This is a genomic window from Cognatilysobacter terrigena (genome assembly GCF_004361065.1).
In the GTDB taxonomy this organism is placed as follows: Bacteria; Pseudomonadota; Gammaproteobacteria; order Xanthomonadales; family Xanthomonadaceae; genus Cognatilysobacter; species Cognatilysobacter terrigena.
In genome coordinates this window covers 79092-104852 of the sequence record NZ_SELT01000010.1, presented here as the reverse complement: position 1 = coordinate 104852, position 25761 = coordinate 79092, and the positions used below count along the sequence as shown (strand labels likewise).

Here is a 25761-nt window from a genome sequence, read left to right as displayed (position 1 = left end):
TGCGCGTGCGCATGAGGCCTTCCTGCAGTTCGGACGACACGCGCGACTGCTGCAGCAGCAGCGTTTCGTACTGACGCGTCAGATCGTCGAACGTCGCCTGCAGCGAGGTCTGGTCGGCCGCGGACTCGGAGAGCGCGCGGGTCAGCTGCTGCAGCGTGGAGAAGCGGTCGAGCTCCAGCGGGTCGAACGAGGCTTCGACGTCCTCGCGCTGGTAGCGCGCGACGATCTGCGCTTCCGTCTCGATTTCGAGACGACGCAGCTGGTCGCGCATACGCGTGTTCGTCGCTTCCATTTCGCCGATGGCGGAACGGAACGCACCGAGCTGCTGTTCGAGGCGGGCGCGATAGATCGCGACCTCACCGGCGTAATTGACGAGGCGATCGAGCAGGTCGGCGCGGATGCGCACCTGCTCCTGCGGCGCGCGGACGGCGATGTCGTCGTCGTCCGTGAGTGCAGGCTGCTCGCCGATCGGCGCCGACAGCGGCTTGAGGTCGGTGACCGGCTGCGGGGCGACCGGCGTAGGCGCCGCAGGCTGCTGCGCGACGGATGCCGGCATCGCGATGCGTTCGCCGCGCGCACGCGCTTCGAACTGCGCGATGAGCGCGAACGGCATGCCGATCGCGCGGCGTTCGCCGACGCGCGTGACCATCGCATGCAGGCGATCGAAACCCTGCTCCAGCAGCGGAATGCCGTCGCGACCGAGTTCGCCGCGGTGTTCGACGACCGATTCGAGCAGCGATTCCATGACGTGGCCGAGTTCGCCCACCGCCATGATGCCGGCCATGCGTGCACCGCCCTTGAGCGTGTGCAGGTCGCGCTGCAGGCCGACCAGCGTTTCGCGCTCGTCCGGCTGCTGGCGTAGCTGCGCGAGCAGGCCGTCGGAATGGTCGAGAAGATCCGCGCCTTCCTCGACGAAGATGTCGACGAGTTCCGGATCCAGACCGGTGAGGTCGAGCGACGCGTCCGGGTCGGCTTCGTCGGTGACGCTGTCCGGCATCGCCGCGCCGGACTGCGCTGCGGCGGCCGCGGCGGCGATCGCCGCACGCACCTGCTCCGCCATGCGGTGTTCGGCCGCCACGCGTTCGAGACGCTCGGCCTCGGCACGCTGCGCTTCCTGACGCGCGGCCTCGCGCTCCGCGGCTTCGGCACGTTCGCGTTCGACGCGCTCGGCTTCCGCACGCTCGGCTTCGACGCGTTCGCGCTCCGCGCGCTCCGCGGCGAGACGTTCCTCTTCGACGCGGCGCGCTTCGGCCTGTTCGGCTGCGACACGCTCGGCTTCCGCACGCGCGGCTTCTTCCGCGGCGAGGCGTTCGGCTTCCGCCTGCTCGGCGGCATGACGCTCGGCCTCGGCCTGCTCGGCCGCGATGCGTTCCTGTTCGAGGCGTTTGGCTTCCGCCTGCTCCGCCGCGATGCGCTCCTGCTCGACACGCTCGGCTTCCGCCTGTTCGGCGGCAAGACGTTCGGCCTCAGCCTGCTCCGCGGCGATGCGCTCCTGTTCGAGACGTTCGGCTTCCGCCTGTTCGGCGGCCAGGCGCTCCTGCTCGGCGCGCTCGGCTTCCGCCGCGGCGCGTTGGGCATCGGTCTGCAGCGCCGCGAGGCGCTCGGCTTCCGCACGCGCGGCTTCGTCGGCGATGCGCTGCGCTTCGGCAGCCTCGGCGGCTAGACGCTCGATCTCGGCCTGCTCGGCCGCGATGCGCTCCTGCTCCAGACGCTCGGCTTCGGCCTGCTCCGCAGCAAGACGCTCGGCTTCGGCCCGCGCCGCTTCTTCGGCGGCGCGCTGTGCTTCGGCTTCTTCCGCGGCAAGGCGCTCGGCTTCGGCGCGCTCGGCGGCAAGGCGCTCCTGTTCGGCACGCTCGGCTTCTTCGGCCGCGACGCGCTCGGCGTCGACGCGCGCGATTTCTTCTGCGACGCGCTGGCGTTCGGCTTCTTCCGCGGCGAGACGTTCGGCTTCGACCTGCGCGGCTTCGAGCTGCGCGAAGTCGTCCGCAGCGGACGCCTCGACCGGATCGATCGGCGCGGCGTGGCGTGCGTCCGGCAGGCTGTCGCGCAGCGCGGCGACACGCTCGGCAAGCCCTTCGAAACGCGGCACGTGCGGGCGGTCGGCCTGCAGGCGTGCGAGCGTCACGCGGATCGCATCGGCGACCTCCGCGATCGCCTCGACACCTTCGTGCGTCGCCGGCACACCGGCAGCAAGCAGACGCTTGATGTAGGCCTCGGTCGGACCGGTGATCGCCGGGATCACCGGCACCTCGGTCATCGCGAACGCGCCGTTGAGCGTGTGGATCGCGCGCTGCAGGCGGTCTTCCGCGCGCTGCGGTTCGCGACGGGCGTTCTCCAGCCAGTCGTCGATGGTGACGAGGTGGCCGTCGACTTCCGTCGCGAGGATCTCGAGCAGCACCGGGTCGACGTACGCGGGCTCGCCCGGATCTTCGACCGGCAGCACGACCGCGATGGGCGCAGCTTCGACTTCCGGTTCCACCACCGGCGCAACGACGGGCGCTGCGGCTTCGCTCGGCGCGTAGAAGACTTCCTCGCCCTTCTCCAGGCGATCGGCGACCGCCTCGATGCCGGCGAGATCCGCGGTCACCGACGCCGTGCCCGCAAGGGCGGTGTGGAACTGCGGCAGCGTTTCGACCGCACGATCGATGATCGCCGCAACCGCCGGGCTCGGCGGACGCGTGCCATCGAGCACGCGGTTGAGCATGTTCTCGATCTTCCAGCTGAACTCGCCGAGCACCTTCGCGCCGACGAGTCGGCCGCTGCCCTTGAGCGTGTGGAAGACGCGGCGGACCGGGCGCAGGCGCTCCAGCTCCTCCGGCATCGCCTTCCATGCGGGAAGCATCGACGCCAGGTTGTCCATCTCCTCCGACAGCTCTTCGAGGAAGACCTCGCGGATGTCGTCGTCGATGTCGGCGTTGGCTTCGAAACCGCCGTAGATCACGCCGACCGGCGCCACCGAGACCGGCTCGATCGCGTCGATCGCCGTGGCGTCGATCGCCACCGGCTCGTGCACGACGGGCGTTTCTTCCTCGCGCGCCTGCAGGTCGCCGACGGCGAACGACTCGGCGATGTGCTCGACGATCGCTTCGTCCTGCGTGGCGGCGACGATCGGCTCGGCCGATGCGTCGATCGATTCGGGGTGCAGCGTCTCGGCGATCGCTTCATCCACCGCGGTCTCGGCCTCGACCGGCGCGGCCACTTCGACCGGCTCCGGCGCGGCCGGCACCGGCCAGTAATGCAGCGATTCGAGGCTCGACTTCGCGATGTCGAGCATGCCGTCGCGATTCGGGCGATGGTCGCGCAGCGCTTCGAGGAAATACTCGAGGCTGGCGAGCGCATCGGCCAGCGCGTCGAGTTCGGCGCTCGTCGGCACGTGGCGGCGATCGATCAGCTCGCGCTGCGAATAGCGCGCGATGGCGTCGAGGTATTCCGCCGGCGCCGACAGCTGGACCATGCGCATCGCGCCGGCGACTTCGTCGAGCAGGCGCGGCACTTCGGCGAGTTCGGCGTGGTCCCAGCCGGTCTCGACGAACGCGACGAACGACTGGCGTGCGTCACCAAAGTTGGCAATGGCTTCGCGCACGACGATGTCGAGCACCTTGCGCGACTCGCGCGCGAGTGCGTTGTCGCCATCGTCCTGGTCTTCGAGGCCGAGGCGCGAGACCTGGTCGTCGAGCGAGGCATCGACATAGAGCAGCGCGCCCGCGATATCGAGCAGTGCATGCTCATCCGCGGTGCGGCGCCCATTGACAACGTCGGCCATCGCATCGCGCTGCTGCATGACGACGCCGCGCGCGGTGGACAGGCCCATCATGCCGAGCGTGTCGCCGACCTGCGTCAGCGCATCGACCTGCGGACGCAGTTCGGCCACGTCGATGCGACCGGTGCGCAGATGGATGTCGAGCGCGTCCTTGACGCGCATCAGGTCTTCCTTGATCGCCGCCGACACGGTGTCGAGCAGCGCGCGGTTGCGACCGCTCAGCGAGCCGCGCGCATGCGCGATCTCGCTTTCGCTCGGCCGCTGCGCGTCGAGATCGAAGGTCTCGCGGATGTCGTCCAGGCGCGGATGCGAGGCACCGCTGTGGGCGACGTGGTACAGCAGCTGGCGCGTGGCGTCCGCGGCGAGTTCGCCGGTCGGCAGCGCCATCGCGTCCTGCGAGGTTTCACGCACGGCGCGCTCGACGCCCGCGAACGCCTGACGCAGGCCGCGGCTGGTCGGCATCGCGCCGTCGGCGATCGCCATCGCGACGCCTTCGGCGACCCACAGCATGCGCTGGTGGGCTTCGTCGCCACCGGCGCGCATGAGCTCGCCGATCGCGCCGACGAGGCTGTGCGCATCGCTCGGCTCGCCCGTTTCCGGCCAGCCCGCGAGCGCGGTCGACAGGCGTTCGGTCGCGGCATGCGCGTCGACACCCGTATCGCCACCGGCGGCGGGCACCGGGCGGTCGATATCCGGCGCGAACAGCACGCTTTCGCTCAGCCCCGCTTCGCCGCGCGCGGCGCGCAGCTCGTTGAGCAGCGGCAGCAGGACGATCGGGATGTCGCGATGGCCGCCCTGCAGGCGCTCGAGGTAGTCCGGCAGCTGGACGACGCCGCGCAGCAGCGCCGCGCAGGCTTCGTCGCGATCCGCGACTTCACCCGACTGCAGTGCGTACGCGAGCTTCTCCATCTCGGTCGCGACCATCGCGGGCGCGTCGAGCTCGATCATGTGCAGCGTGCCGCGCACCTGGTGCAGGTGCGTGGCGCAGGCGCGCGGAATCGGTCGGATCTTCCAGGAACGCTTCGATTTCCTGCCGCGCGAGGCGGAGGGTTTCGTCGAGTTCCGGCTTGATCCAGCCGAGGGTCGTCGTATCGATCACTTCGCGCATCGCGATCATCGTGCACCTCGCGCCTGGGCGTCCGTGCGCGTAGCGCTCCCGGTCGGGAGCGCGGTCGCGCCGCAGCGGCGGTCAGGTGCGTGCCAAGTCATTTCTTCGGATGTCCGTGCGCGGTCAGGCCGGCAGCTTGAAGTCGGCGACCGAACGGCGAAGGTCCGCCGCCAGCTGCGCGAGGTTTCCAATCGACGCCGCCGTCTGGCTCGCACCTTGCGAGGTCTGCGCCGTAATCGACTGAATCGAGGTCATCGTCTGGGTGATGCTCGACGCGGCGTGCGACTGCTGCTGCGCGGCGGTCGAGATGCCCTGAATGAGGTTCGACAGGTCGGTCGAAACCTTTTCGATCTCGCCCAGCGCGGTGCCCGCGTCTTCGGCGAGGCGTGCACCCGCGACAACTTCCGAGGTCGTCTGTTCCATCGACGACACCGCTTCGTTCGTATCGCTCTGAATCGTCTGGACCAGCGTTTCGATTCGCTTCGTCGCGTTCGACGCGCGTTCTGCGAGTCGCTGCACTTCGTCGGCGACGACCGCGAAGCCGCGGCCCGCTTCACCAGCCGAGGCGGCCTGAATTGCCGCGTTCAGCGCGAGGATGTTCGTCTGTTCCGAGATGTCGTTAATCAGTTCAACGATCGAGCCGATTTCCTGCGACGACTCGCCGAGGCGCTTGATTCGCTTCGAGGTTTCCTGGATCTGGTCACGGATCGAGTCCATGCCCTGGATCGTCTGGCGCACGACGCCCGCGCCCTTCGTCGCGATCTGCACCGAGCGCTGCGCCACCTCCGCGGACTCCGCGGAGTTCTTCGAAACCTGGTCGATGCTCGCCGCGATTTCGTTGATGCGTTCCGAGGCCGAGCCGATCTCCTGCGCCTGGTGCTCCGCGGCTTCGGCGAGCTGCATGGCGGTGGCCTGCGTTTCCTGCGCGCTGGCCGCGACCTGCACCGAGGTGTCCGTGATCGTCTGCACGAGGCTGCGCAGCTGTTCGACTGCGAAGTTGATCGAGTCCGCGATCGCGCCGGTCATGTCTTCCGTGACCGTCGCCTTCACCGTCAGGTCGCCTTCTGCGAGCGAACCCATTTCGTCCAGCAGGCGCATGATGGCCTCCTGGTTACGGTCGTTGAGTTCCTTCGTGGTCTGGTAACGACGCTGCTGCTGCTTGTTCAGGGCGAGGAGCAGGCCGGCGATCGAGAGAAGCGTGAGCAGACCGGCGCCGATCGAGATCCAGATGTTGCCGAGCAGGCTGGTGTCCTTGATCGAACCGATCGAGGTGAACGCGCCGAACAGCTTCTGCGAATCGCTGAGCAGGTCGCCCGACTTCGCCGAGATCGACGCGGCCGCGGTCTGCGCACCGACGAGGTTGCGGGACGAGGCGGTGATCGCGTCGAGGTCCTTCTTCATGCCGGACCACTGCTGCTCCACCGCGGCGAGCTGCGACACGGCCGGACCCGCCGTCAGCGGCAGGATGCGGTTCGCGTCGTCGCCCTTGCGGAGGCCGGCGAGCACCGTCGAGAAGAGGTTGGCGTCGCGGCCGAGCGCTTCGCCCGCGGCCTGCGCGCCCGGGCCGCCGCTGCGGATTTCCGCGATGCGGCGGGCCATGGTTCCGGAAACGACGACCTGGCGCAGTGCGATGTAGACCTGCGAGGACGGCGAACCCGAGGCCGACATCGCGCGGACGAGTTCGTCGAGCGTGGCCTGGAAGTTCGGGAGGTTCTTGTTGAACGATTCGGCGTGCGTGGCGACGCCGGTGATCGCGTCTTCCGCCTGGACGACCTGGTCGGCGCCCGGCTTGATCTCGTTCCAGCGCGAGGCCACCTGCTGCACGGCGCTGCCGGCGCGGCTGTCGTCGCCGTAGCTCGTCTGCAGCTTGGCGACGTCGGACTCGATGCGGTCCTTGGTGTCGCGGAAGGCCTTGAACGCTTCGGTGTTACCACCGACCGCCTCGTTGCCGCGCACGGCGAGCTGCTGCGAGAGCACCTGCAGTTCCGACGCCGAGGAGCTCGCGCCACTCAGTCGACCGGCCTTGTACGACGCGTAACCGACGTTCGCGCCGAGCACGACCAGCGAGCCGATCAGCAACGCGACCCAGGTGTTGACTTTGATGTCACGGCCTTTGCCGGCGACGTTATCCATCGTGGTGCTCATGGTTGAACCTCAGGTCTTCGTGCTGGGCCGTCAGGCGGCGGCTTGTCGGAATTCGGGAGTACGGGCGAGGCGGTCGAGGCTGAAGACAGCCCAGTCGTGCTCGCCCAGGTGGTAGGCGCGATCGATGAAGCCGGCATAGCGGCCCTGCGCGAACGGCTGGAGCGCTTCGTCGTCGAGCATCTGCTCCTCGACGAACGAACGCTGGCCGAACAGTTCGTCGACCAGAACGGCGACGTCGCCGCCGGACTGGCGCACGAGCAGCACGCGCAGGCTCTCGTGCAGCACGGTGCGCTCGCCTTCGAGGAACTGCTTCATGTCGACGATCGGCAGCAGCTGGCCGCGGACGTTGGCGACGCCGAGCATCCACGGCTGCGTGCCGGGCACCGGCGTGATCTGCGGAACGGTCAGGATCTCGCGCACCTCGCCGAATTCGGAGGCGAGGCGGCGCGAGCCGATGCGGTAGCCGACGCCGCGCCACAGGCCGGGCGCGTCGAGCTGTTCCGGCAGGCCCGCGACGTGCGCGAGCGAGCGGCGCTCGTAGTCGACGAGCACCTCGAACGGGCTCATCGCGAGGTTCATGTCAGGCGCCCAGCAGTTCGTTGATGCGCGCGATGAGTTCGTCCTCGCGCGGCGGTTTCACGATGTAGTCCTTCGCACCCTGGCGAAGGCCCCAGGCGCGATCGGTGTCCATGCCCTTGGTGCTGACGATCAGCACCGGGATGGTCTTGGTCTCGGCGTCACGCGACAGCGCGCGCGTGGCCTGGAAGCCGTTCATGCCGGGCAGGACGACGTCCATGAGGACGAGGTCCGGACGCTCGCGGCGACAGGTCTCGATGCCGTCTTCGGCGCTGCCCGAGGTCATGACCTGGTGGCCGTTGCGCTCGAGGAGCTGGGTCATGACCGCCGACTCGGTCGGCGAGTCTTCGATCAACAGAATGCGTGCCATTGGTGCCCTTCCCCCCGGTCAGGCGTTGACGTGCTTGCGAATCGCGTCGAGCAGTTCTTCGCGTGTAAAGGGCTTGGTGAGGTACTGCTCCGAGCCGACGATCCGGCCGCGCGCCTTGTCGAACAGGCCGTCCTTCGAGGACAGCATGATCACGGGCGTCGACTTGAAGCTCTGGTTGTTCTTGATGAGCGCGCAGGTCTGGTAACCGTCCAGCCGCGGCATCATCACGTCCACGAAAATGATCTGCGGGTTCTGATCGGCGATCTTCGCCAGCGCCTCGAAGCCGTCCGAGGCCGTCACCACGTCGCAGCCCTCGCGCTTGAGCAGCGTCTCGGCCGTTCGGCGAATGGTCTTCGAGTCGTCGATGACCATGACCTTGAGGCCGCCCAAGCTGCCGTTGCGGGCGTCATCCTGCATTCGTAAATCCCCCGGCGCCACGTCTGGTGGCGCGTAAAGCCTTTATTTCAAGCCCTGCAAGGGCTGTCAAGCAGGCAATTTTCGTCACGACAAAACTGAAGAAACTGGCACTTTTGGTCAGGTGCGACCTGCCCCACTGCTACCATCGGCAGCCCCGACCGCGGCTTGAACCATGCCCCTCGACATCGTCGTCGTGATGGACCCGATCGGCTCCATCAAGATCGCCAAGGATTCGACCTTCGCGATGCTGCTGGAAGCCCAGCGCCGCGGCCACCGGCTGTTGTACGTCATGCCGGGAGGCCTGTCTGTTCGCGATGGTCGCGCGATGGCACGCGTTTCGGTGTTGCAGGTTGCCGACGATCCGCGCGGATGGTTCGAACTGGGAGATGCGTCACAGGTTGAGCTGGGTGCGGGTCACGTCGTCCTCATGCGCAAGGACCCGCCGGTCGACGCCAACTACCTCCACGACACCCAGGTGCTCGGCCTTGCGCAGCGCGCGGGCGCTCTGGTGGTCAACGATCCGCGCGGCCTGCGCGACATGAACGAGAAGCTGACCGCGCTCGAATTCCCGCAGTGCTGCCCGCCGACGCTGGTCAGTCGCGAGGCATCCGCCCTCAAGGCCTTCGTCGCCGAACATGGCGAAGCGGTGCTCAAGACGCTGGACGGCATGGGGGGCCGCTCGATCTTCCGCGCGCGCCACGGCGACCCGAACACCAACGTCATCCTCGAGACGCTGACCGAGAGCGGCCGGCATTTCGCAATGGCGCAGCGCTACATCCCGGAGATCACGCAGGGCGACAAGCGCATCCTGCTCGTCGACGGCGTGCCGGTGGACTACTGCCTCGCGCGCATTCCGCAGGGCGACGAGTTCCGCGGCAACCTCGCGGCGGGTGGTCGTGGCGAAGGTCGTCCGCTCACCGAGCGCGATCGCTGGATCGCGGCGCAGGTCGGCCCGGAGATGAAGGCGCGCGGCATGCTGTTCGTCGGCCTCGACGTGATCGGCGATTACCTCACCGAGGTGAACGTCACCAGCCCGACGTGCATCCGCGAACTCGATGCGCAATTCGGAGTGAACATCGCCGGCCTGCTGTTCGACGTGATCGAGGCGAAGGCGCACTGAGCGCATGACGACTGTCGGGCCCGCGCACGATCCGCCGTTGATCGAGTCGCATCGACTCGGCTGGACGATGGCGATCTCGCTGGGCGTACATCTCTTCGTGATCTTCGCGATCGGTTTCGCGCCCGAAAAAGCCGCGCCGGTCGTGCCGACGCTCGATGTCATCTTCACCGAAACGCAGAGCGCGCTGACGCCGAAGCAGGCGGATTTCCTCGCGCAGGCGAACAACCAGGGCGGCGGCGAACAGGAAAAGACGACGCGCCCGCATGAAGCGCAGACGGGCGCATCGCCGCAGCCAGAACCGGGCGTCGCCCCGCGCGAACTGCGTGCGCAATCCCCCGCGCCTGCCCCGCCGCCGCAGGCGCGCATCGTCAGCAGCACGCGCGGCACGCCGACCGCGCCCCAGGCGCAGACCGCACCAACACCGACGCCGGTGCCCGCGCCCGTCGGTGACGAACGCATCGAGCGCGACGAACGCATGGCGCGCCTCGCCGCGGAAATCCAGCTGCGATCGGTGCGCTACGCCAAGCGCCCGAAGCGCAAGTTCGTGTCGGCGAGTACGCAGGAATATGTGTGGGCGACGTATCTGCGCGACTGGGTGAATCGCGTCGAACGCGTCGGCAACCTCAACTATCCCGACGAAATCCGTCGTCACCATCTGTCGGGCCAGGTCGTCATCACGATCGCGATCCGCCGCAACGGCAGCGTCGAGCGAACCGACATCGTGCAGTCCAGCGGCATTCCCGCGCTCGACCAGGCGGCGACGCGCATCGCGCGACTCGCCGAACCTTACGCGCCGCTACCGCGCACGAAGGAAGATCCCGACATCCTGCACGTCACGCGCACGTGGTGGTTCCGTCCCGAAGGACGGATGGTCGACGACTGATCGCAGTTGAGCTGTCTATGTTATGCGCAGACGGCAGCGCTACTTCCGCGAATCGCGAAGCGCCTGTTGTTCGACCAGGGTCAGCGCGACGTTGTTGCGCAGGTATGCCGGCTCGACGCGCTCGGGCGCGATGGCACCGCCGTTCGCGACGAGATGCAGTGCGATGCGTGCCACGTCGGCGGCGTGTGGAAGCGCGGCGGCGTCGACGCTCGCAAGCTGCAGTGCGAGGCGGGTCGCGAGTGCGCCGTCCTGTGCGGCGAATCCGGTGCCGACACCGTGCCAACCCGTACCCTCGATGTGGACGTTCTCTGCCGTCGTCAGCGCTTCGTCGCCGATCGCTTCGAGCGCCTCGTTAGTCCACCGATAGCGCGCGACGTACAACTCGCTCATGCGCGCATCGATCGCAGCGAGCACCGGCGCACCGGGATTTGCGCGCGCGGCGGGACGCGCGAGTGCCGCGAGCGTCGACACCGGCACGAGCGGACGATCGAGACCCAGCGCGACACCCTGCGCGATCGCGATCGCGAGCCGCACACCGGTGAACGCGCCGGGTCCGCGGCCGACCGCGATGCCGTCGAGCTGCGAGCGCGCGATGCCGGCGTCGGCGAGAACCGCGTCCGCCCACGGCAGTGCGAGCTCGGCATGGCGCCGCGGCGCGATCTCGTAGCGCTCGACGATTTCGCCATCGATGGCGAGCGCGACGGAGCAGGCTTCGGTGGCGGTTTCGAAGGCGAGCAGTTTCATGGCGCGAATGGTCGCACTTCAGGCGGTGCCGAGCAGCGACGGCTGCGGCGTGGTGGCGTCGTCCGTGCCGAAGAACGCCTGCACATGCCCGACGCTGCGGGTCTTCGGAAACGGCGGCAGCGAGTTGAAGAACACGCTGCCGTACTGCTTCGTCACCAGGCGCGGATCGCAGAGCACGAGCACGCCGCGATCGGTCTCGGTGCGGATCAGGCGGCCGACGCCCTGCTTCAGCGCGATCACCGCCTGCGGCAGCTGCTCGTCGCGGAACGGATTGCCGCCGTTGCGACGGATCGCATCGAGCCGCGCTTCGAAGACCGGATCGTCCGGGGCCGCGAACGGCAGCTTGTCGATCACGACGACGCTGAGCGCATCGCCCGCCACGTCGACGCCTTCGCGAAAACTCGCCGCTCCGAGCAGCACGCCGTTGCCCGACGCACGGAAGCGCTCCAGCAACACCGAACGCGGCGCTTCGCCCTGCACGAACAGCGGCCACGGGCCGTCCTTCAGCAGCTCGGCCGCTTCGCGCAACGCGCGGTGCGAGGCAAACAACAGGAACGCGCGACCGCCCGATGCTTCGAGCACCGGCCGCACCGCATCGACGATCGCATTCGTGTAATCACGCGACGCCGGCTCCGGCAGGTTCTTCGGCACGTAGCACAGCGCCTGCGTGTTCCAGTCGAACGGACTCGGCGCCAGCATGGTCTGCGGCTGCCACAGCCCCAGCTTGATCGAGAAGTGCTCGAAGCGGCCGCCGACAGCGAGCGTCGCCGACGTGAATACCCATGCGGCCTGCGTGCGCGCCCGGTGCTGCGCGAGCGGCGCGGCGACGTCGAGCGGCGTGCGCGAGAGACGGAAGCCCCGGGCGGTGAGTTCGTACCAGAGCACGCTGCCGTCGTTGCGACGCTTTTTCGGCTCGCCTTCGTCGTCGGCTTCGACGTCGTCGGTGGTCTCGACATCGACGGTGTCGTGGTCGGCCTCGTTCCGCCAGCGCGACAGGCGCTCGCGGAATTCGTTCGCGCGGGCGAGGCAGCTGTCGAAACCGGGCGAACTGGCCGACAGCGGACGCAACGCGTCCTGCATCGCGGCCAGTGCGTCGTCGAGCGCATCGAATGCGATTTCGACGGCGGGCACCTCGTGGGCGCGTCGGCGCGTACCGCGCACCGGCAGTTCGTCCATCGCACTTCGCAGCTGACGGACGCGATGTTCAAGATCGCTCGCAGGGCCCTGCACCGTCGCCAGCGCGCCCGTCACCTGCCGGCATTCGAGCAGCGCATCGCGCGAGAGTTCGACCAGCGGACGCGCACTCAGCGATTCGCCGAAGAATTGCGCCGCGAGCTCCGGCAGCTGGTGCGCCTCGTCGATCACGAACGCTTCGGCGCCCGGCAGGATCTCGCCGAAGCCTTCCTGTTTGAGCGCGAGGTCCGCGAGCAGCAGATGATGATTCACGACCACCACGTCGGCGGCCTGCGCACGCTGACGCGCCGACACCACGAAGCATTCCGAATAGAACGGGCATTCGGTGCCGAGACAGTTCTCCGCGGTGCTCGTCACCAGCGCATGCAGCGGCGAGTCCTCGGGCAGGTCCGCGAGTTCGGCGAGGTCGCCCATGCGCGTACGGCCCGACCACGCGACGATGCGCTGGAACTGCGCGACCTGCTCGCGACTGCTGAACCGCGGCTCGCCCTGCGCCTGCCGCATGCGGTAGTGGCAGAGGTAGTTCGCACGACCCTTGAGCAGCGCACTCGTATGGCCGACGCCGAGCGCGTTGCGCACGCGCGGAAGGTCCCGGTGATAGAGCTGGTCCTGCAGCGCGCGTGTGCCGGTCGAGATGATCGTCTTCTTGCCCGACAGCAGTGCTGGCACGAGGTACGCGAACGTCTTGCCCGTGCCGGTGCCTGCTTCGGCGAGCAGCGTGCCGCGCGTGTCGAAGGCATCCGCGATCGCCGCGGACAGGTCCTGCTGCGCGGGACGTGCACGGAAGCTTTCGATCTCCGACGCCAGCAGCCCGCCGTCCGCGAGCGCCGCGCGGCTCGCATCGGCCAGGCGGTTCGACGTCATCTCAGTACCGCGGCGGCGGCTTGACCGTGCAGGCGTCGCGCTGCTGCGCGAACGCGGTGGCGCGGGCCGTGGCTGCGGCATCGCCTGCCGTGGCGCGAATGCGCTCGACCTGCACCAGCGTTTCGAGCGCGCGACGGCAGAGCGGACCGACCGCGGGGCCCAGCGAATGCGAACGCTGCGCGAGATCGAACGCGGCGTCGACGCGACGCTCGAGCACCGCGAGTTCCGCACGTTCCTGCAGCAGCGCCGGATCCTGAGGACGCTCGGCGAGCGCGCGATCGAGCGCGGTGGCGGCGTCGGCGATGCGGCCGGCCTGCTCGTCGCGACGCGCCTGCTCGCGCAAGTCGGCGACGAGCGGATCCTGCAGCGGTTGCACCTCCACTTCGGTCGCGACCGCCGCGCCGGCCGCGCGGATCGCCCCGACCACCGCGGCGGCATCGAACGTGGGTGCAGGTGGTGCCGGCGGCGGTGCGGTTGCGCATCCGGAGAGTGCGAGCACGAGCGCGCACAACAGGCGCTTCATCGACCGCCTCCGGGCGGCGGCGGCGCGGGCGCCGTATCGGACGGTGGCGGCACGCGCTTGGCGGGGTCGGGCTCGTTGGAACGATCGCGACCGAACAGCGAATTCCAGAAGCCGCCACCGCTGTCCTGAGGCTGGTCGGCGGGCGCCTCGCTGCCGTCGGACACCGGATTCGGCGAGCCGTACACGCAGGCCGTGCGACCCGGCGCATAGCCCGGCACGAAGGGGAAGCGCGTGGAGCCCGGGCAGCCCGGATCGGTCGTGTTGCTACCGGCGACCCACTCCCAGTCGAGCCCCTCTTCCGGGACCACGAGCGGCGCCGACGGCAGGTGGGCGAAAAGCGACGACCACACGCGCATCGCGCCGGTCGCGCCGTACAGGCCCGTCATCTTGTTCTGGTCGTTGCCGACCCAGACCACTGCGAGGTGATCGCCGGTGTAACCCGCGAACCAGCTGTCGCGGCCGTCGTTCGACGTACCGGTCTTGCCGGCCGGCGACAGATTGCCGCGGCCGTCGGCGATCAGCGGATGCGCGGTGCCGCGGTTCACGACCTGCTGCAGTGCGTAGGTGACGAGATGCGCGGCGACGGCGTCGCCCGGCTGCGCCGGCGCGGACGCCTTGTCGTAGCGGTTGAGCGCGCGGCCGTTCGCATCGAGCACGCCACGCACCGCGCGCAACGGCTGGATCTGCCCACCCGACGCGAGGAACTGGTACAGCTGCGCCATCGCGTACGGGCTTTCATCGACCGCACCGAGGATTAGCGACGGATTGACGTTGCCCTCGATCTCGATGCCCGCCAGCGTGCGGATGAGATCCGCCAGGCGCTGCGGTCCGACCTGCATGCCGACGCGCACCGTCGCCTGGTTCATCGACAGCGCGAGCGCATCGACGACGCGCACCGTGCCGTGACTGCGCCCGTCCGAATTGCCCGGCGACCACGGCTTGCTGCCCGGGATCTTCACCGTGATCGGTGCGTCCTCGACATAGCTCGCGAGCGACCACTTCGACGGATCCGCGAGCGCGAGCAGGTACACGAACGGCTTGAGCAGCGAACCGACGGGACGCTGCGCTTCGACCGCGCGATTGAAACCGTGCTCGGTGAATTCGCGCGCGCCGACCGCTGCGACGACTTCGCCGCGATGCACGTCGGTGACGACGACACCGGCTTCGAGCTGCGGGCGCTTCGGCGTCTGCAACTGCTTCAGCGTCTTCGTCACCGCGCCTTCGGCATACGCCTGTGCGGACGGCGACATCGCCGTCATCACGCTGAGGCCGGCGCCCACCAGTCCTTCGGACGGATAGTCGCGTGCGAGCTGGCGGCGCACGAGGTCGACGTACGCCGGGAAGCGGTTGGGTGCGAGCGTGGTCGGATTCGCCGTCACGCCGAGCGGCGCCTTCTGTGCGCGATCGTGCTCGGCCTGCGTGATCAGCTGCGTCTCGAGCATCTTGTCGAGCACGAAGTTGCGACGCTCGAGCGCGCGGTCGGGATGCTCGCGTGGGTCGTAGTACGACGGGCCGCGCACGATGCCGATCAGCAGCGCGATCTGCTCGGTGTTGAGGTCCTTGAGATCGCGGCCGAACCAGAACTCCGCACCCGCCGCGACCCCGCGGATCGCCTGCGAGCCGTGCTGGCCGAGGTAGACCTGGTTGAAGTAGGCCTCGAGGATCGTGCTCTTTTCGTAGCGCGCGTCGATCAGCAGCGCGTAGATGATTTCCTTGAACTTGCGCGTGAACGTCTGTTCCTGGCCGATGCCGAGCAGGCCCGAACGCGCGAGCTGCTGCGTCAGCGTGCTCGCGCCCTGGCGCTTCTCACCGCTGCGCACGTTGACCAGCACCGCACGCGCGAGACCGGTGAAGTCGATGCCGATGTGATGGTTGAAGTCGCGGTCTTCGACGGCCTGCAGACCGGTCACGAGCAGATCCGGCACTTCGTTGATGCGCACGAGGCGGCGCTCTTCCTGCTTCTGGCCGTACAGCGTCGCGATGCGGGCAGGATCGAGGCGGTGCGCGCGCAGGCCGCGCTTGAGCGCCGGGTCGCGCACGCTCATCACCTTGCCGCCCGACAGGATCACTTCGATGCGACGCGCCGGCACCACGCCGTCGACGTCGGCGAAGCCGCGCGAGGCGATCGTCCAGCGTCCGCCCTGCTGCGAATACGTCCCTTCGCGCACGCCGTCGCCGGGGCGATACGCCGCGGCGTCGAGTTCCGTCTTCAGCGTGGCCGCATCCATCACCACGCCCGGCGCGACCTCGAGCGGACGCGCATACACGCGCGTCGGCAGCTGCCAGCGCAGCTGGCCGAAGCGCTGCCCCACCTCGTGGTTCAGATAGGTGACGTAGGGAATCAGGAAGCCCAGCGCGAGTCCGACCAGCACCAGCGCGAGGGTGAACACTCGGCGGCGCCAACGGGGGCGGCCGCCGGTGTCGGCGGTGTCGTCGTCTTCGTCGTAATCGATTCGGGCCACGGAATGCGAGAATGAAGGGCCTGGCGCCCGCCTGCCGGGAGTCTAGCGCAGGCGCCCCGGCGGCCTGCCCGCCCGCGAAGCCCGGTTCACGGTCAGTTGGAGAGCCATGCGCATGTCGGAAATCGCCCCGGAATGAGCTGGGACGAACTGCGCTATTCACTCGTGCGTGCGGTCGGCCTGGCGCGGCGAGCTGCCACGAGCCTGCGCCAGCGCGGGCTCGCCCCGACGCTGCGTCGCATTGGCGACCACGTCCGGCCGACACCGCGGCCACGCTCGGCGACGCTGTACCACCCGGCGCCCGCGGCCTTCACGCCCTTCACGCTCGCGACCCACGACACGCCGCGCGCCAGCATCGTCATCCCGGTCTACAGCCACGTCGAGCACACGCTCACCTGCCTGCGCGCGCTGGCCGAACACCCGCCCTCGACACCGCACGAGGTCATCGTTGTTGACGATGCATCGAGCGACGACACGTCGGTGCTTCTCCCGCAGATCGCGGGCGTCCGCTATCAGCGGCGCGCATCGAACGGCGGCTTCATCGACACCTGCAACGACGGCGCGTCGATCGCACGCGGTGATGTGCTCGTCTTCCTCAACAACGACACCGTGCCGCAGCCGGGCTGGCTCGACGCACTGTTGTCGACGTTCGATGCGTTTCCCGACACCGGGATCGCCGGCGCCAAGCTCGTCTATCCGGACGGCCGGCTGCAGGAAGCCGGCGGCCTCGTCTTCGGCGACGCGAGCGCGTGGAACTACGGGCGCTTCGACGATCCCGCCGATCCACGCTTCGAGGTCGTGCGCGAGACCGATTACGTCTCGGGCGCGGCACTCGCGATTCCCCGTGCGCTCTTCGATGCCATCGGTGGCTTCGATACGCGCTATCGCCCGGCGTATTACGAAGACACCGACCTCGCGTTCGCCGTCCGGGCCCGTGGACTGCGCGTGCGCGTGCAGCCCGCATCGGTGGTCGTGCATTGCGAAGGCGTCACGGCGGGCACCGACGTGCGACACGGCATGAAGGCCTATCAGGTCGCCAATCGGACGAAGTTCGCCGAGAAATGGCGCGATGCGCTGACGCTGCGACCTACGCCCGGCAGCGATCCGGATGTCGCCGCGTTCGGACGCGCCCGCTCGGTCGTGATCGTCGACGAACACCTTCCGGACCCGCAGCGCGATTCCGGTTCGTTGCGACTGGTCAACCTGATGCGCCTGATGATTGGCGACGGCGTGCACGTTGCGTTCGTGCAGGTCGGGCCCGGTCGCGACGATGCGACGCTCGCAGGCCTGCGCGCACTGGGCGTCGAAGCCTGGGACACGGCCTCGACCGGCGGCATTGCACGGTGGATGCAACGCCATGGCCGACGTTTCGACACGGCCTGGCTATGCCGCTACCCGGTTGCACAATCCGTGCTGCCGATCGTGCGCAAAGCCGCTCCCGGCGCCCGCATCGTGTTCGACACGGTCGACCTGCACTTCCTGCGCGAACGACGCGCGGCGGAACTCGCAAACGATGCAACCGCGTTGCGCGCAGCCGATCGCACGCGCGCCGCGGAACTCGACGTGATCGGTCGCAGCGACGTCACCTTGGTGGTGAGCGATGTCGAGCGCGACCTGTTGCGCAGCGAGGCAGCGGACGCCGCCGTGGAGGTGGTGTCGAACGTGCACGACATCGCGGGTGCAGGGCACGCCTTCACCGATCGGCGTGACTTGGTGTTCGTCGGCGGTTTCCGCCATCCGCCGAACGTCGATGCCGTGCTGTGGTTCGTGCGCGAGGTCTGGCCGAAGATCCGTGCGCAACGAAGCGACATCGCCTTCCACTGCATCGGTGCGCAGCCACCGGTCGAAGTGCAGGCGCTCGCGCAGGTCGACGGCGTGCGCGTCCACGGGCACGTTGCCGACCTCGCGCCCTACATGGATGGCGCGCGTGTTGCGGTCGCGCCACTGCGCTTCGGTGCAGGCGTGAAAGGCAAGGTCAACCTCAGCATGGCGCATGGCCAACCGGTCGTCGCGACGTCCTGCGCCGTCGAGGGCATGCACCTGCACGACGGCGAGGACGTGCTGGTCGCCGACACGCCGCAGGCGTTCGCGGATGCGGTGCTGCGCGTGTACGACGATGCGTCGCTCTGGAATCGCCTCGCCGTCAGCGGACTTGAGAACGTGCGCCGGCATTTCTCCGCCGACGCCGCGCGTGACGCGGTTCGGCGCGCGCTCGAACTCGACTGATCAGGCCCGTCGCGCCTGCTCCACGCCCGGCAAGGCCGCAAGCTTGCCGAGCACCGTCGACAGCTGGCCGTAATCGGCCACGCGCAAGCGCAAGCGGATGATGACGCGCGACCCGCCGCGTTCGTGCTCCGTGTTGAGGCCGCCGACGCCGACGCTGTTCTGCGCGATCGCATTCGTGACTTCCTTGAGCAGCCACTTGCGATCCAGCGCGACGAGCTCGACGTCCACGTCGTAGATGCTGCCGGCGCGTCGCCATTCCACGGGCAGGACGCGTTGCGGCTGTGCGGCGGCGAGGCGCTGGAATGCCGCGCAATCAGGCCGATGCACGCTCACGCCGCGCGCCTTCGTCAGATAGCCGACGATCGCCTCGCCCGGGAGCGGCTGGCAGCACCGCGCGAGCTGCACGAGCAGGTTGCCGACGCCTTCGACCGTGAACTCGCCTTCGCGACTGCGCGCGCGTCCGGTGTCGCGTGACGGCGCAGGCACCGCAGGTGTCGGCGTGGCATCACGCGCCGCACGCTCGTGTTCGAGCAGCGCACGCCCCACCTGGTGCGGGCCGACGTCGCCGAGCGCGACGAGGACATAAAGATCGTCGTCGCTTTCGGCGTGGAACCGTTCGCGAGCAGGCGCGAGGTCGGCATTGAGCAGCGACAGGCGTCGCAGCTCCTTCTCCAGCATGTCGCGACCGGCCTGCTCGTTGCGCTCGCGATCCAGGCGGTTGAACCACGTCCGCACCTTCTCGCGCGATCGCGCGCTCGCGAGGAAGCCGTTCGATGCGACGAGCCAGTCGCGCCGCGGCTCCGACACCTTGCCGGTCAGGATCTCGACGTGATCACCGCTGCGCAGCTTGTGATCGAGCGGGACGATGCGGCCGTCGACCTTCGCGCCGCGGCAGCGATGCCCGACCTCCGTGTGCACGTGATACGCGAAGTCCAGCGGCGTCGCGCCGTTCGGCAGATCGACGACCTCGCCCTTCGGCGTCAGCACGTAGACACGATCTTCGACCAGTTCGCTGTCGAGCTCACTCGCGAGCGTGCCCTCCTCGCCTGCGGCATCGAGCAGGCGACGCATCCACGCGATCTTGCGTTCGAACGCGGCGGCGGCGTTCGCGCTCGATCCGCCCGGCCCGCCGCCTTCCTTGTATTTCCAGTGGGCGGCGACGCCGAGCTCCGCCTGCCGATGCATGTCGTGCGTGCGGATCTGCACCTCGAGCGTCTTGCCCTCCGGGCCGACCACGGCGGTGTGCAGGGAGCGGTAGTCGTTGCGCTTCGGGCGTGCGATGTAGTCGTCGAACTCGCTCGGGATCGGCACCCACGTCGCATGCACGATGCCGAGCGTCGCGTAGCAGGCCGCGACGTCGTCGACGAGCACGCGCACCGCGCGCAGGTCGTAGAGCTCGCTGATCGGCACGTTCTTGCGCTGCATCTTCTTCCAGATGGAATAGATGTGCTTCGGGCGGCCGGCGACGTCGGCCTCAATGCCCTGCGCGTCGAGCGCGTTACGCAACGTCTGCTTGACGTCCTCGATGTAGCGCTCGCGTGCGACGCGCTTCTCGTCGAGCAGGCGTGCGATCTGCTGGTACGTCGCGGGCTCGAGGAAGCGGAACGCGAGATCCTCGAGCTCCCATTTCAGCTGCCAGATGCCGAGACGATTCGCCAGCGGCGCGTGGATGTCGCGGGTGAGCGCGGCGAGCGCGCGACGCTCGTCGTCGGGCAGCGATGCGGCCTGGCGCATGCGCGCGAGCTGGCGCGCGAGCAGGATCGGCACGACGCGCAGGTCGCGCACCATGGCGAGCAGCAGCCTGCGCAGGCCCTCGCTGCCGCGCCCGCCGGGATGCCGCGCATGCAGGTCGGAGACGGGCTCGGCGGCGCGCTGGCTGTCGACCAGCGTCGCGACGCCGGGAAAGCGCGTCGCGAGCGTTGGATTCAGCGCGTCGGCCAGCCCCGGCCAGTCGTGCACCAGCGCGGCCGCGACCATGTCGCCGTCGGCGCCGAGCGTGGCGAGGGACGCGAGCGTCGAATCGACCAGCGTCCACGCCAGGGCGTCGAGCATCGGAACATCCGCGCGCTCGAGCGCCTCACGCACAGGCGCGGCCAGCGCCGACGCTGCGGGATGCGCGAGCGCGTCGGCGAGGCGGTGCGTCGGTGGGGACGACGGCGCGTTCATGCAAAGCCGGCAATCGGAGCGGTCTACACTAGCCCGCAACCGCCCGGAGGAACAGTTCATGGCTCCAGTTCGCATGCGTGCCCTCGTCCTCGCCGTCGCCCTCGCCTGCACGGGCGCGGCCGTCGCCGCCCAGCCGCCGATCCAGCAGCAGATGTCGCCGGAGGAGTTCAAGGCCGCGGGCCTCGACAAGCTTTCGCCGGACGAACTCGCGCGCCTGAATACGTGGCTCGGCCGCACGATCGAAACCGAGACGCAGAAGGCCGCGGCGACGGCAAAGAAGAAGGTCGAAGACGAGAATCGCGGCTTCTTCAACTTCGGTACGGTGGACCCGATCAAGTCGGCGGTGACCGGCGAGTTCCGCGGCTTCGGCATGGGCCGCACGTACACGCTCGACAACGGGCAGGTCTGGCGCCAGGTCGACGAAGCCAGCCTGGCCGGCGTGAAGCTCACGCACCCGAACGTCGTGATCACGCCGAGCGTCGTCGGCAACGCGTGGTACATGAGCGTTCAGGGCTATGCGACCCGCGCCAAAGTCGCGCGCGTGAAGTGAGGCGAGCCATGCACGCACGCATTCGTCTGATCACCGCCATCGCGGTATTCGCCTTCGCGTTTTCGGTGTCCGCGGCGCCGCCGGTCTATGTCCCCATCGAGCAGCGCCTGACACCTGCGCAGATGCACGACACGGGGCTCGACCAACTGTCGCCGACGCAGCTCAGTGCGCTCAACGCAATCCTCTCGTCCGACGTGTCCGCAACGGTCAAGCGCGCTCACGCAGAAGCGGCGCAGGAGAACGGGCGTGCGGTCGTCGAAGGCCGCATCGCAGGTCGTTTCACGGGCTGGGACACCGGAACGGTGTTCACGCTCGACGACGGCTCGCGCTGGCAGGTGACCGGCGGCAGCTTCAACACCCGTGCCGTCGATTCGCCGCGCGTCACTGTGAAGCCGGGCCTGCTCAGCGGCTGGTACATGCACGTCGAAGGCCAGCCGGTCGTGGCGAGCGTACGTCGCGCCCGCTAACGCAACTGCGCGAGGCGCTGCGCAAGCTTCTTCGGCGACACGCCACCGCGTGCGCCGAGTTCCTGTGCGAACAGGGAAACGCGCAGCTCTTCGAGGTCCTGGCGGAAGTCCTGCCATTCCGGCTCGTCGCTGTTCGCGGCATCGAGCGCCTGCGCGAAGGGGCGCAGTTCGAGCATGCGGGCCTGGTCGCGTGCCGGGTCGCGCAGTGCGCGTTCGGCGCGTAGCGACAGCGCCTTGAGGTAGCGTGGGTATTCGCGCAGCAGCGCCGCGGGCGTGTCGCGCAGGAACCCCGGCGGCGTAAGCGATGCGAGATGCGCGCGCATGTCGTCGAGGTTGCCGCTCGCCCAGCCCATCAGGGGTGCTTCCAGCTTGGCGCGAACTTCGGCCACCGCGGCAAGGATCGCTTCCGCCTGACGCAGGCGCTCGGTGGCTTCGGGGAACATGCCCTTCGCGATCTGCTCGCGCCGCGTGTCGAATGCGTCGCTGTCGCGGATCGCACCCAGGCCGTCGGCGGTGAGCGCATCGAATGCGCCTTCGACCAGGTCCAGCCGCAGGCGATCGCCTTCCTTGAGCGACGCGGCCTCGCCCGAGCGCGGCGCGGCGGATTCGATCGCTGCGTAAAGCAGCGCCGTCTTCGGCGACACCGGCAACTGCTTGCGCGCCTGACGCATGCGGTCCGCGAGTGCGAGACGCAACAGACGACGCACGCCTGCAGGATGTTCGCGTTCGGCCTCGCTGCGTTGCGCGAAGACCTGCAGCGACGCGCTGTCGCCGTCGTCGTGCAGCGCGGGAAACGCGGGCACGCCGCCGGCGCCGCGCACGGTCGCGGGAATCGGCGTCGACGGGAATGTCGTCAGGCCTTCAGCCGCGAGTCCGCTCGACGCCTTCTCCGCGAACGCATCGGCAGCCATCGTGCCGAAGCGTTCGCGCAGGTCGTCGAGGTCGCGCGATTCCGCGAGCACGCGGCGGCCGTCACGATCGAGCAGGCGCAGATTGGTGCGCAGATGCAGCTCGATGGATGCCTCGTCGAAATCCGTCGCGGCCACCTGCACACCGGTGAGCTTGGACAGGAAGCGCGCGAGCGTGCCCTTGATGTCATCGGGTTCGACCGGTCGTCCGTTCGACCACGCGCCATGCGCTTCAGCGAACGCCTTCGCGAAATCCGGCGCCGGCACGTAGTTGCGACGCTGTGCCTTCGGCAGCGAACGGATCAGCGCCGCGGCCTTGTCGCCCACGAAACCCGGCGCGAGCCACGAAAGCTGCGGCGCGTCCAGCGCATTGAGCAGGTGCAGCGGGACGGCAATAGTCATGCCGTCGTCCGCCGCACCGGGCTCGAAGCGGTACTTCACGGCGAGCTGCACATCGCCCATGCGCAGGAACGGCGGGAAGCGCGACGCCGTGCTCGCCTCGCCGATCATGAGGTCGTCGAGCGACCACTCGAGCGCGGCCTTCTCGTTCGCCGGCAGCTTGGCGTACCACGCGTCGAGCGCCTGCGTGTTGTGCACGTGCGAAGGAATGCGGTCGAGGTACCACTGCGCCATCCACTCCTCGTCAACGACGAGGCCGGCACGACGCTGCTTGGCTTCCTCGTCCTTGGCCTTCTGGTAGGTCGCGAGGTTCTTCTTCAGGAACACCGAGCGCGTGTTGATCTCGCCGGTGACCAGCGCATCGCGCGCGAAGATGACGCGGCTCTCCTCGGGGAACATCGCGCCGTAGTGGATCGGCCGCTTGGGTGCGAGGACGAGGCCGAACAGCGAGATCTGCTCACTGCCGATGACGCGGCCCTGCGAACGCGCCCAGCGCGGATCGCTCTGCCGGCGCGACAACAGGTGCGACAGTTCGTCGATCGCCCACTGCGGTTCGATCGAGGCGTTCGTCAGCGCCCAGACGCGCTCTGTGTCGAGCAGCGTCGCCGACAGCACCCACGGCGGTGGCTTCTTCGCGAGCGCAGAACCCGGAAACAGCTGGAACTTGCGACCGCGCGGGCCGTCGTAGCCGCGGTCGGTGCGCTGGCCGACCTGCGTCGGTAGGCCAGCGAGGATCGCACGGTGCAGCTTGGTGAAGTGCTGCGTGGCGGCTTTCGCGCCGGGCGATGCGGTATCACCCGCCGCATCCGACGTTCGCGTGTCGCCGCTCGACGCGTCAGTTGCATTCGCCGTGGCGGACGTTGCAGCGACGCTTCGCGCAGCGAGCGGCAAGGCCGCATGTCCACGCGTGGCGCGCTTCGACGGCGTGTCGCGATCCGGTGCCCGCGGTGCGGCCATGGATGCGGCCGGTACGGATGCATCGTCGCGCCCCGTCGCCCAGCCCAGCTCCTGCGCCATCAGCTTGAGTTGGCGATGCAGCTCGCGCCATTCGCGCATGCGCAGGAAGCCGAGGAAGTGCTTCTCGCACCACGCGCGCAGCTTGGATTGCGTCAGATCCGCATGCGCCTGCTCGTAGGCGTCCCACAGCTTGAGGATGCCGACGAACTCCGAGCGCGCATCGGCGAACTGCGCGTGCGCGTTGTCCGCCGCGGCGCGCTGGTCCGACGGACGCTCGCGCGGATCCTGGATGCCGAGGAACGCGGCGATCACCAGCAGCTCGTGCAGCACGCCGTGCGTGTTCGCGGCGACGAGCATGCGCGAGAGCTTCACGTCGACCGGCAGCTTCGCCATGGCGTGACCGATCGGGGTCAGCTTTCGATCGGTGTCGACGGCGCCGAGTTCGGCGAGCTGTTGCCAACCGTCCGCGATTGCACGCGGGTCGGGCGGTTCGAGGAACGGGAAGTCTTCGATACGGCCGAGGCCCAGCGCGAGCATGCGCAGGATCACGCCCGCGAGCGCCGCGCGGCGGATCTCGGGATCGGTGAACTCGGCGCGCGACTGGAAATCCGCTTCCGAATACAGGCGATAGCACGTGCCTTCCGACACGCGCCCGCACCGGCCCATGCGCTGGTTGGCGCTGGCCTGGCTCACCGGTTCGATGTGCAGGCGGTCGAGCTTCGCGCGCGGGCTGTAGCGCTTGACGCGCGCGAGGCCCGGATCGACGACGTAGCGGATGCGCGGCACGGTCAGCGACGTCTCGGCGACGTTGGTCGCAAGCACGATGCGGCGCTGCGGGCCGGGATTGAACACGCGGTCCTGGTCGCGCGCGGAGAGGCGCGCATACAGCGGCAGCACTTCGGTGTGGCGGTATTTGCGACGCTCCAACGCCTGGTGCGCGTCGCGGATCTCGCGTTCGCCCGGCAGGAAGATCAGCACGTCGCCGCGCGCATCTTCCGACGTGATTTCGTCGCAGGCGGCGACGATGGCTTCGTTCACCGTGCGCGCGCCGTCGCGCGAGGCTTCTTCGGCAAGCAGCGCACGACGCGCACCCGACGGGGTGCTCGCATCCGATTCGCCCTCCAACGGCCGGTACCGCACGGACACGGGATAGCCGCGGCCTTCGACACTCACCACCGGCGCGTTCTCGAAGTGCGCGGCGAAGCGCGCGGTATCGATCGTCGCCGAGGTGATGATGACCTTCAGGTCCTTGCGCCGCTGCAGCAGCTGCTTGAGATAGCCGAGCAGGAAATCGATGTTGAGGCTGCGTTCGTGCGCTTCGTCGATGAGCAGCGTGTCGTAGCGCGAGAGCCAGCGGTCGGACTGGATCTCGGCGAGCAGGATGCCGTCGGTCATGAACTTGACCACGGTGTCCTCGCCGACGTTTTCGGTGAAGCGCACCTGGTAGCCGACCGCCCCGCCCATGGGCACCTGCAGCTCCTCGGCCACGCGGCGCGCGACCGCGCGCGCGGCGATCCGGCGCGGCTGCGTGCAGCCGATCACGCCCGCGGCGCCACGCCCGGCGGCGATGCAGAGCTTCGGAATCTGCGTGGTCTTGCCCGAGCCGGTTTCGCCGGCGATCACCACGACCGGGTGTTCACGGATCAGATCGACAATGCGTTCGGCTTCCGCCGCGATCGGCAGCGATTCGTCGACGGTCGCGGTGGGCAGGTTCCGCGCACGGGCTTCGCGCTGGGCGATCGACACCGCGAGCGCCCGCTCGAACGCTTCGCGTCGCGCCGCATCGTCCGGGGACTGGTTCCACCGCGTCCACAGCCCGTGCAGGCGGCCGCGATCGCGCGTCATCGCGTCGTCGAGGCGGCGTCGCGCGGTCTGGAGGTCGCGCGGATCGATAGAGGGCGTGGATCGGTTCAAGACGAAAATTC

15 protein-coding genes and 1 pseudogene are annotated in these 25761 nt (G+C 68.9%); 5 read left to right on the top strand and 11 right to left on the bottom strand.

From position 1 onward, the window contains the following. The 5 genes and pseudogenes from EVS83_RS16055 to pilG form a co-directional block, all read right to left on the bottom strand. Positions 1-4877 (bottom strand): annotated as a pseudogene (locus tag EVS83_RS16055) (Hpt domain-containing protein); the annotation flags it as partial. A gap of 114 nt (positions 4878-4991) precedes the next feature. Continuing rightward, positions 4992-7013 carry a methyl-accepting chemotaxis protein gene (locus tag EVS83_RS08100; RefSeq protein ID WP_133500536.1) on the bottom strand — a complete coding sequence of 674 codons (2022 nt, stop codon included), beginning with the start codon at positions 7011-7013 and terminating at the stop codon, positions 4992-4994. 30 nt (positions 7014-7043) lie between these two features. Beyond that, positions 7044-7592, bottom strand: coding sequence for a chemotaxis protein CheW (locus tag EVS83_RS08095; RefSeq protein ID WP_133500535.1), 549 nt, complete (start codon positions 7590-7592; stop codon positions 7044-7046). Position 7593: 1 nt separating this feature from the next. After that, positions 7594-7959 carry a response regulator gene (locus EVS83_RS08090; protein WP_133500534.1) on the bottom strand — a complete coding sequence of 122 codons (366 nt, stop codon included), beginning with the start codon at positions 7957-7959 and terminating at the stop codon, positions 7594-7596. An 18-nt stretch (positions 7960-7977) separates the two neighbouring features. Further along, complete coding sequence (pilG, locus tag EVS83_RS08085; protein WP_115644740.1) at positions 7978-8376, bottom strand: twitching motility response regulator PilG; 399 nt, start codon at positions 8374-8376, stop codon at positions 7978-7980. Positions 8377-8548: 172 nt separating this feature from the next. Here pilG and gshB point away from each other — a divergent pair, with 172 nt between their 5' ends. Then, positions 8549-9496 carry a glutathione synthase gene (gene gshB / locus EVS83_RS08080; protein WP_133500533.1) on the top strand — a complete coding sequence of 316 codons (948 nt, stop codon included), beginning with the start codon at positions 8549-8551 and terminating at the stop codon, positions 9494-9496. Between the two features lie 4 nt (positions 9497-9500). Beyond that, a complete protein-coding gene (locus tag EVS83_RS08075; RefSeq protein WP_133500532.1) occupies positions 9501-10379 on the top strand; it encodes an energy transducer TonB in 879 nt (292 codons plus the stop codon). A 39-nt stretch (positions 10380-10418) separates the two neighbouring features. Here EVS83_RS08075 and tsaB read toward each other — a convergent pair whose 3' ends face one another. From tsaB to mrcB, 4 genes are read right to left on the bottom strand one after another with little or no spacing between them, the layout of a single operon-like run. Then, a complete protein-coding gene (tsaB, locus tag EVS83_RS08070; RefSeq protein ID WP_133500531.1) occupies positions 10419-11123 on the bottom strand; it encodes a tRNA (adenosine(37)-N6)-threonylcarbamoyltransferase complex dimerization subunit type 1 TsaB in 705 nt (234 codons plus the stop codon). An 18-nt stretch (positions 11124-11141) separates the two neighbouring features. Then, entirely contained in the window at positions 11142-13181 is a 2040-nt protein-coding gene (gene yoaA / locus EVS83_RS08065) for a DNA repair helicase YoaA (protein ID WP_133500530.1), read from the bottom strand. Position 13182: 1 nt separating this feature from the next. Continuing rightward, positions 13183-13704: a hypothetical protein gene (locus tag EVS83_RS08060; RefSeq protein ID WP_133500529.1), complete on the bottom strand. Its 522-nt coding sequence runs from the start codon at positions 13702-13704 to the stop codon at positions 13183-13185. Then, on the bottom strand, positions 13701-16166 hold the full coding sequence (mrcB, locus tag EVS83_RS08055; RefSeq protein ID WP_133500528.1) for a penicillin-binding protein 1B: 2466 nt from the start codon (positions 16164-16166) through the stop codon (positions 13701-13703). The genes EVS83_RS08060 and mrcB overlap by 4 nt, the downstream gene beginning before the upstream one ends. Positions 16167-16298: 132 nt before the next feature. Between mrcB and EVS83_RS08050 the strand changes: the two genes are divergently transcribed. Then, positions 16299-18389, top strand: coding sequence for a glycosyltransferase (locus EVS83_RS08050; protein ID WP_133500527.1), 2091 nt, complete (start codon positions 16299-16301; stop codon positions 18387-18389). On the opposite strand, the gene EVS83_RS08045 is transcribed toward EVS83_RS08050, so the two are convergent. After that, the gene (locus tag EVS83_RS08045) at positions 18390-20555 is read right to left on the bottom strand and encodes a RelA/SpoT family protein (protein ID WP_133500526.1); all 2166 of its coding nucleotides are present in this window, start codon (positions 20553-20555) and stop codon (positions 18390-18392) included. A gap of 73 nt (positions 20556-20628) precedes the next feature. On the opposite strand from EVS83_RS08045, the gene EVS83_RS08040 reads away from it, so the two are divergent. Together EVS83_RS08040 and EVS83_RS08035 are read left to right on the top strand one after the other, a co-directional pair. Beyond that, positions 20629-21105, top strand: coding sequence for a hypothetical protein (locus EVS83_RS08040; RefSeq protein ID WP_246022819.1), 477 nt, complete (start codon positions 20629-20631; stop codon positions 21103-21105). An 8-nt stretch (positions 21106-21113) separates the two neighbouring features. Beyond that, positions 21114-21572 carry a hypothetical protein gene (locus EVS83_RS08035; protein WP_133500524.1) on the top strand — a complete coding sequence of 153 codons (459 nt, stop codon included), beginning with the start codon at positions 21114-21116 and terminating at the stop codon, positions 21570-21572. On the opposite strand, the gene hrpA is transcribed toward EVS83_RS08035, so the two are convergent. Beyond that, on the bottom strand, positions 21569-25729 hold the full coding sequence (gene hrpA / locus EVS83_RS08030) for an ATP-dependent RNA helicase HrpA (RefSeq protein ID WP_281275108.1): 4161 nt from the start codon (positions 25727-25729) through the stop codon (positions 21569-21571). The genes EVS83_RS08035 and hrpA overlap by 4 nt on opposite strands. Between the last annotated feature and the right edge of the window lie 32 nt (positions 25730-25761).

Bases quoted from the DNA above. Each gene is read 5' to 3' on its own strand.
- EVS83_RS08045 (WP_133500526.1), bottom strand. From the start codon at position 20,555: ATGAACGCGCCGTCGTCCCCACCGACGCACCGCCTCGCCGACGCGCTC.
- EVS83_RS08035 (WP_133500524.1), top strand. From the start codon at position 21,114: ATGCACGCACGCATTCGTCTGATCACCGCCATCGCGGTATTCGCCTTC.
- yoaA (WP_133500530.1), bottom strand. From the start codon at position 13,181: ATGACGTCGAACCGCCTGGCCGATGCGAGCCGCGCGGCGCTCGCGGAC.
- EVS83_RS08050 (WP_133500527.1), top strand. From the start codon at position 16,299: ATGAGCTGGGACGAACTGCGCTATTCACTCGTGCGTGCGGTCGGCCTG.
- EVS83_RS08075 (WP_133500532.1), top strand. From the start codon at position 9,501: ATGACGACTGTCGGGCCCGCGCACGATCCGCCGTTGATCGAGTCGCAT.
- EVS83_RS08060 (WP_133500529.1), bottom strand. From the start codon at position 13,704: ATGAAGCGCCTGTTGTGCGCGCTCGTGCTCGCACTCTCCGGATGCGCA.
- gshB (WP_133500533.1), top strand. From the start codon at position 8,549: ATGCCCCTCGACATCGTCGTCGTGATGGACCCGATCGGCTCCATCAAG.
- tsaB (WP_133500531.1), bottom strand. From the start codon at position 11,123: ATGAAACTGCTCGCCTTCGAAACCGCCACCGAAGCCTGCTCCGTCGCG.
- EVS83_RS08090 (WP_133500534.1), bottom strand. From the start codon at position 7,959: ATGGCACGCATTCTGTTGATCGAAGACTCGCCGACCGAGTCGGCGGTC.
- EVS83_RS08040 (WP_246022819.1), top strand. From the start codon at position 20,629: ATGCGTGCCCTCGTCCTCGCCGTCGCCCTCGCCTGCACGGGCGCGGCC.
- EVS83_RS08100 (WP_133500536.1), bottom strand. From the start codon at position 7,013: ATGAGCACCACGATGGATAACGTCGCCGGCAAAGGCCGTGACATCAAA.
- EVS83_RS08095 (WP_133500535.1), bottom strand. From the start codon at position 7,592: ATGAACCTCGCGATGAGCCCGTTCGAGGTGCTCGTCGACTACGAGCGC.
- pilG (WP_115644740.1), bottom strand. From the start codon at position 8,376: ATGCAGGATGACGCCCGCAACGGCAGCTTGGGCGGCCTCAAGGTCATG.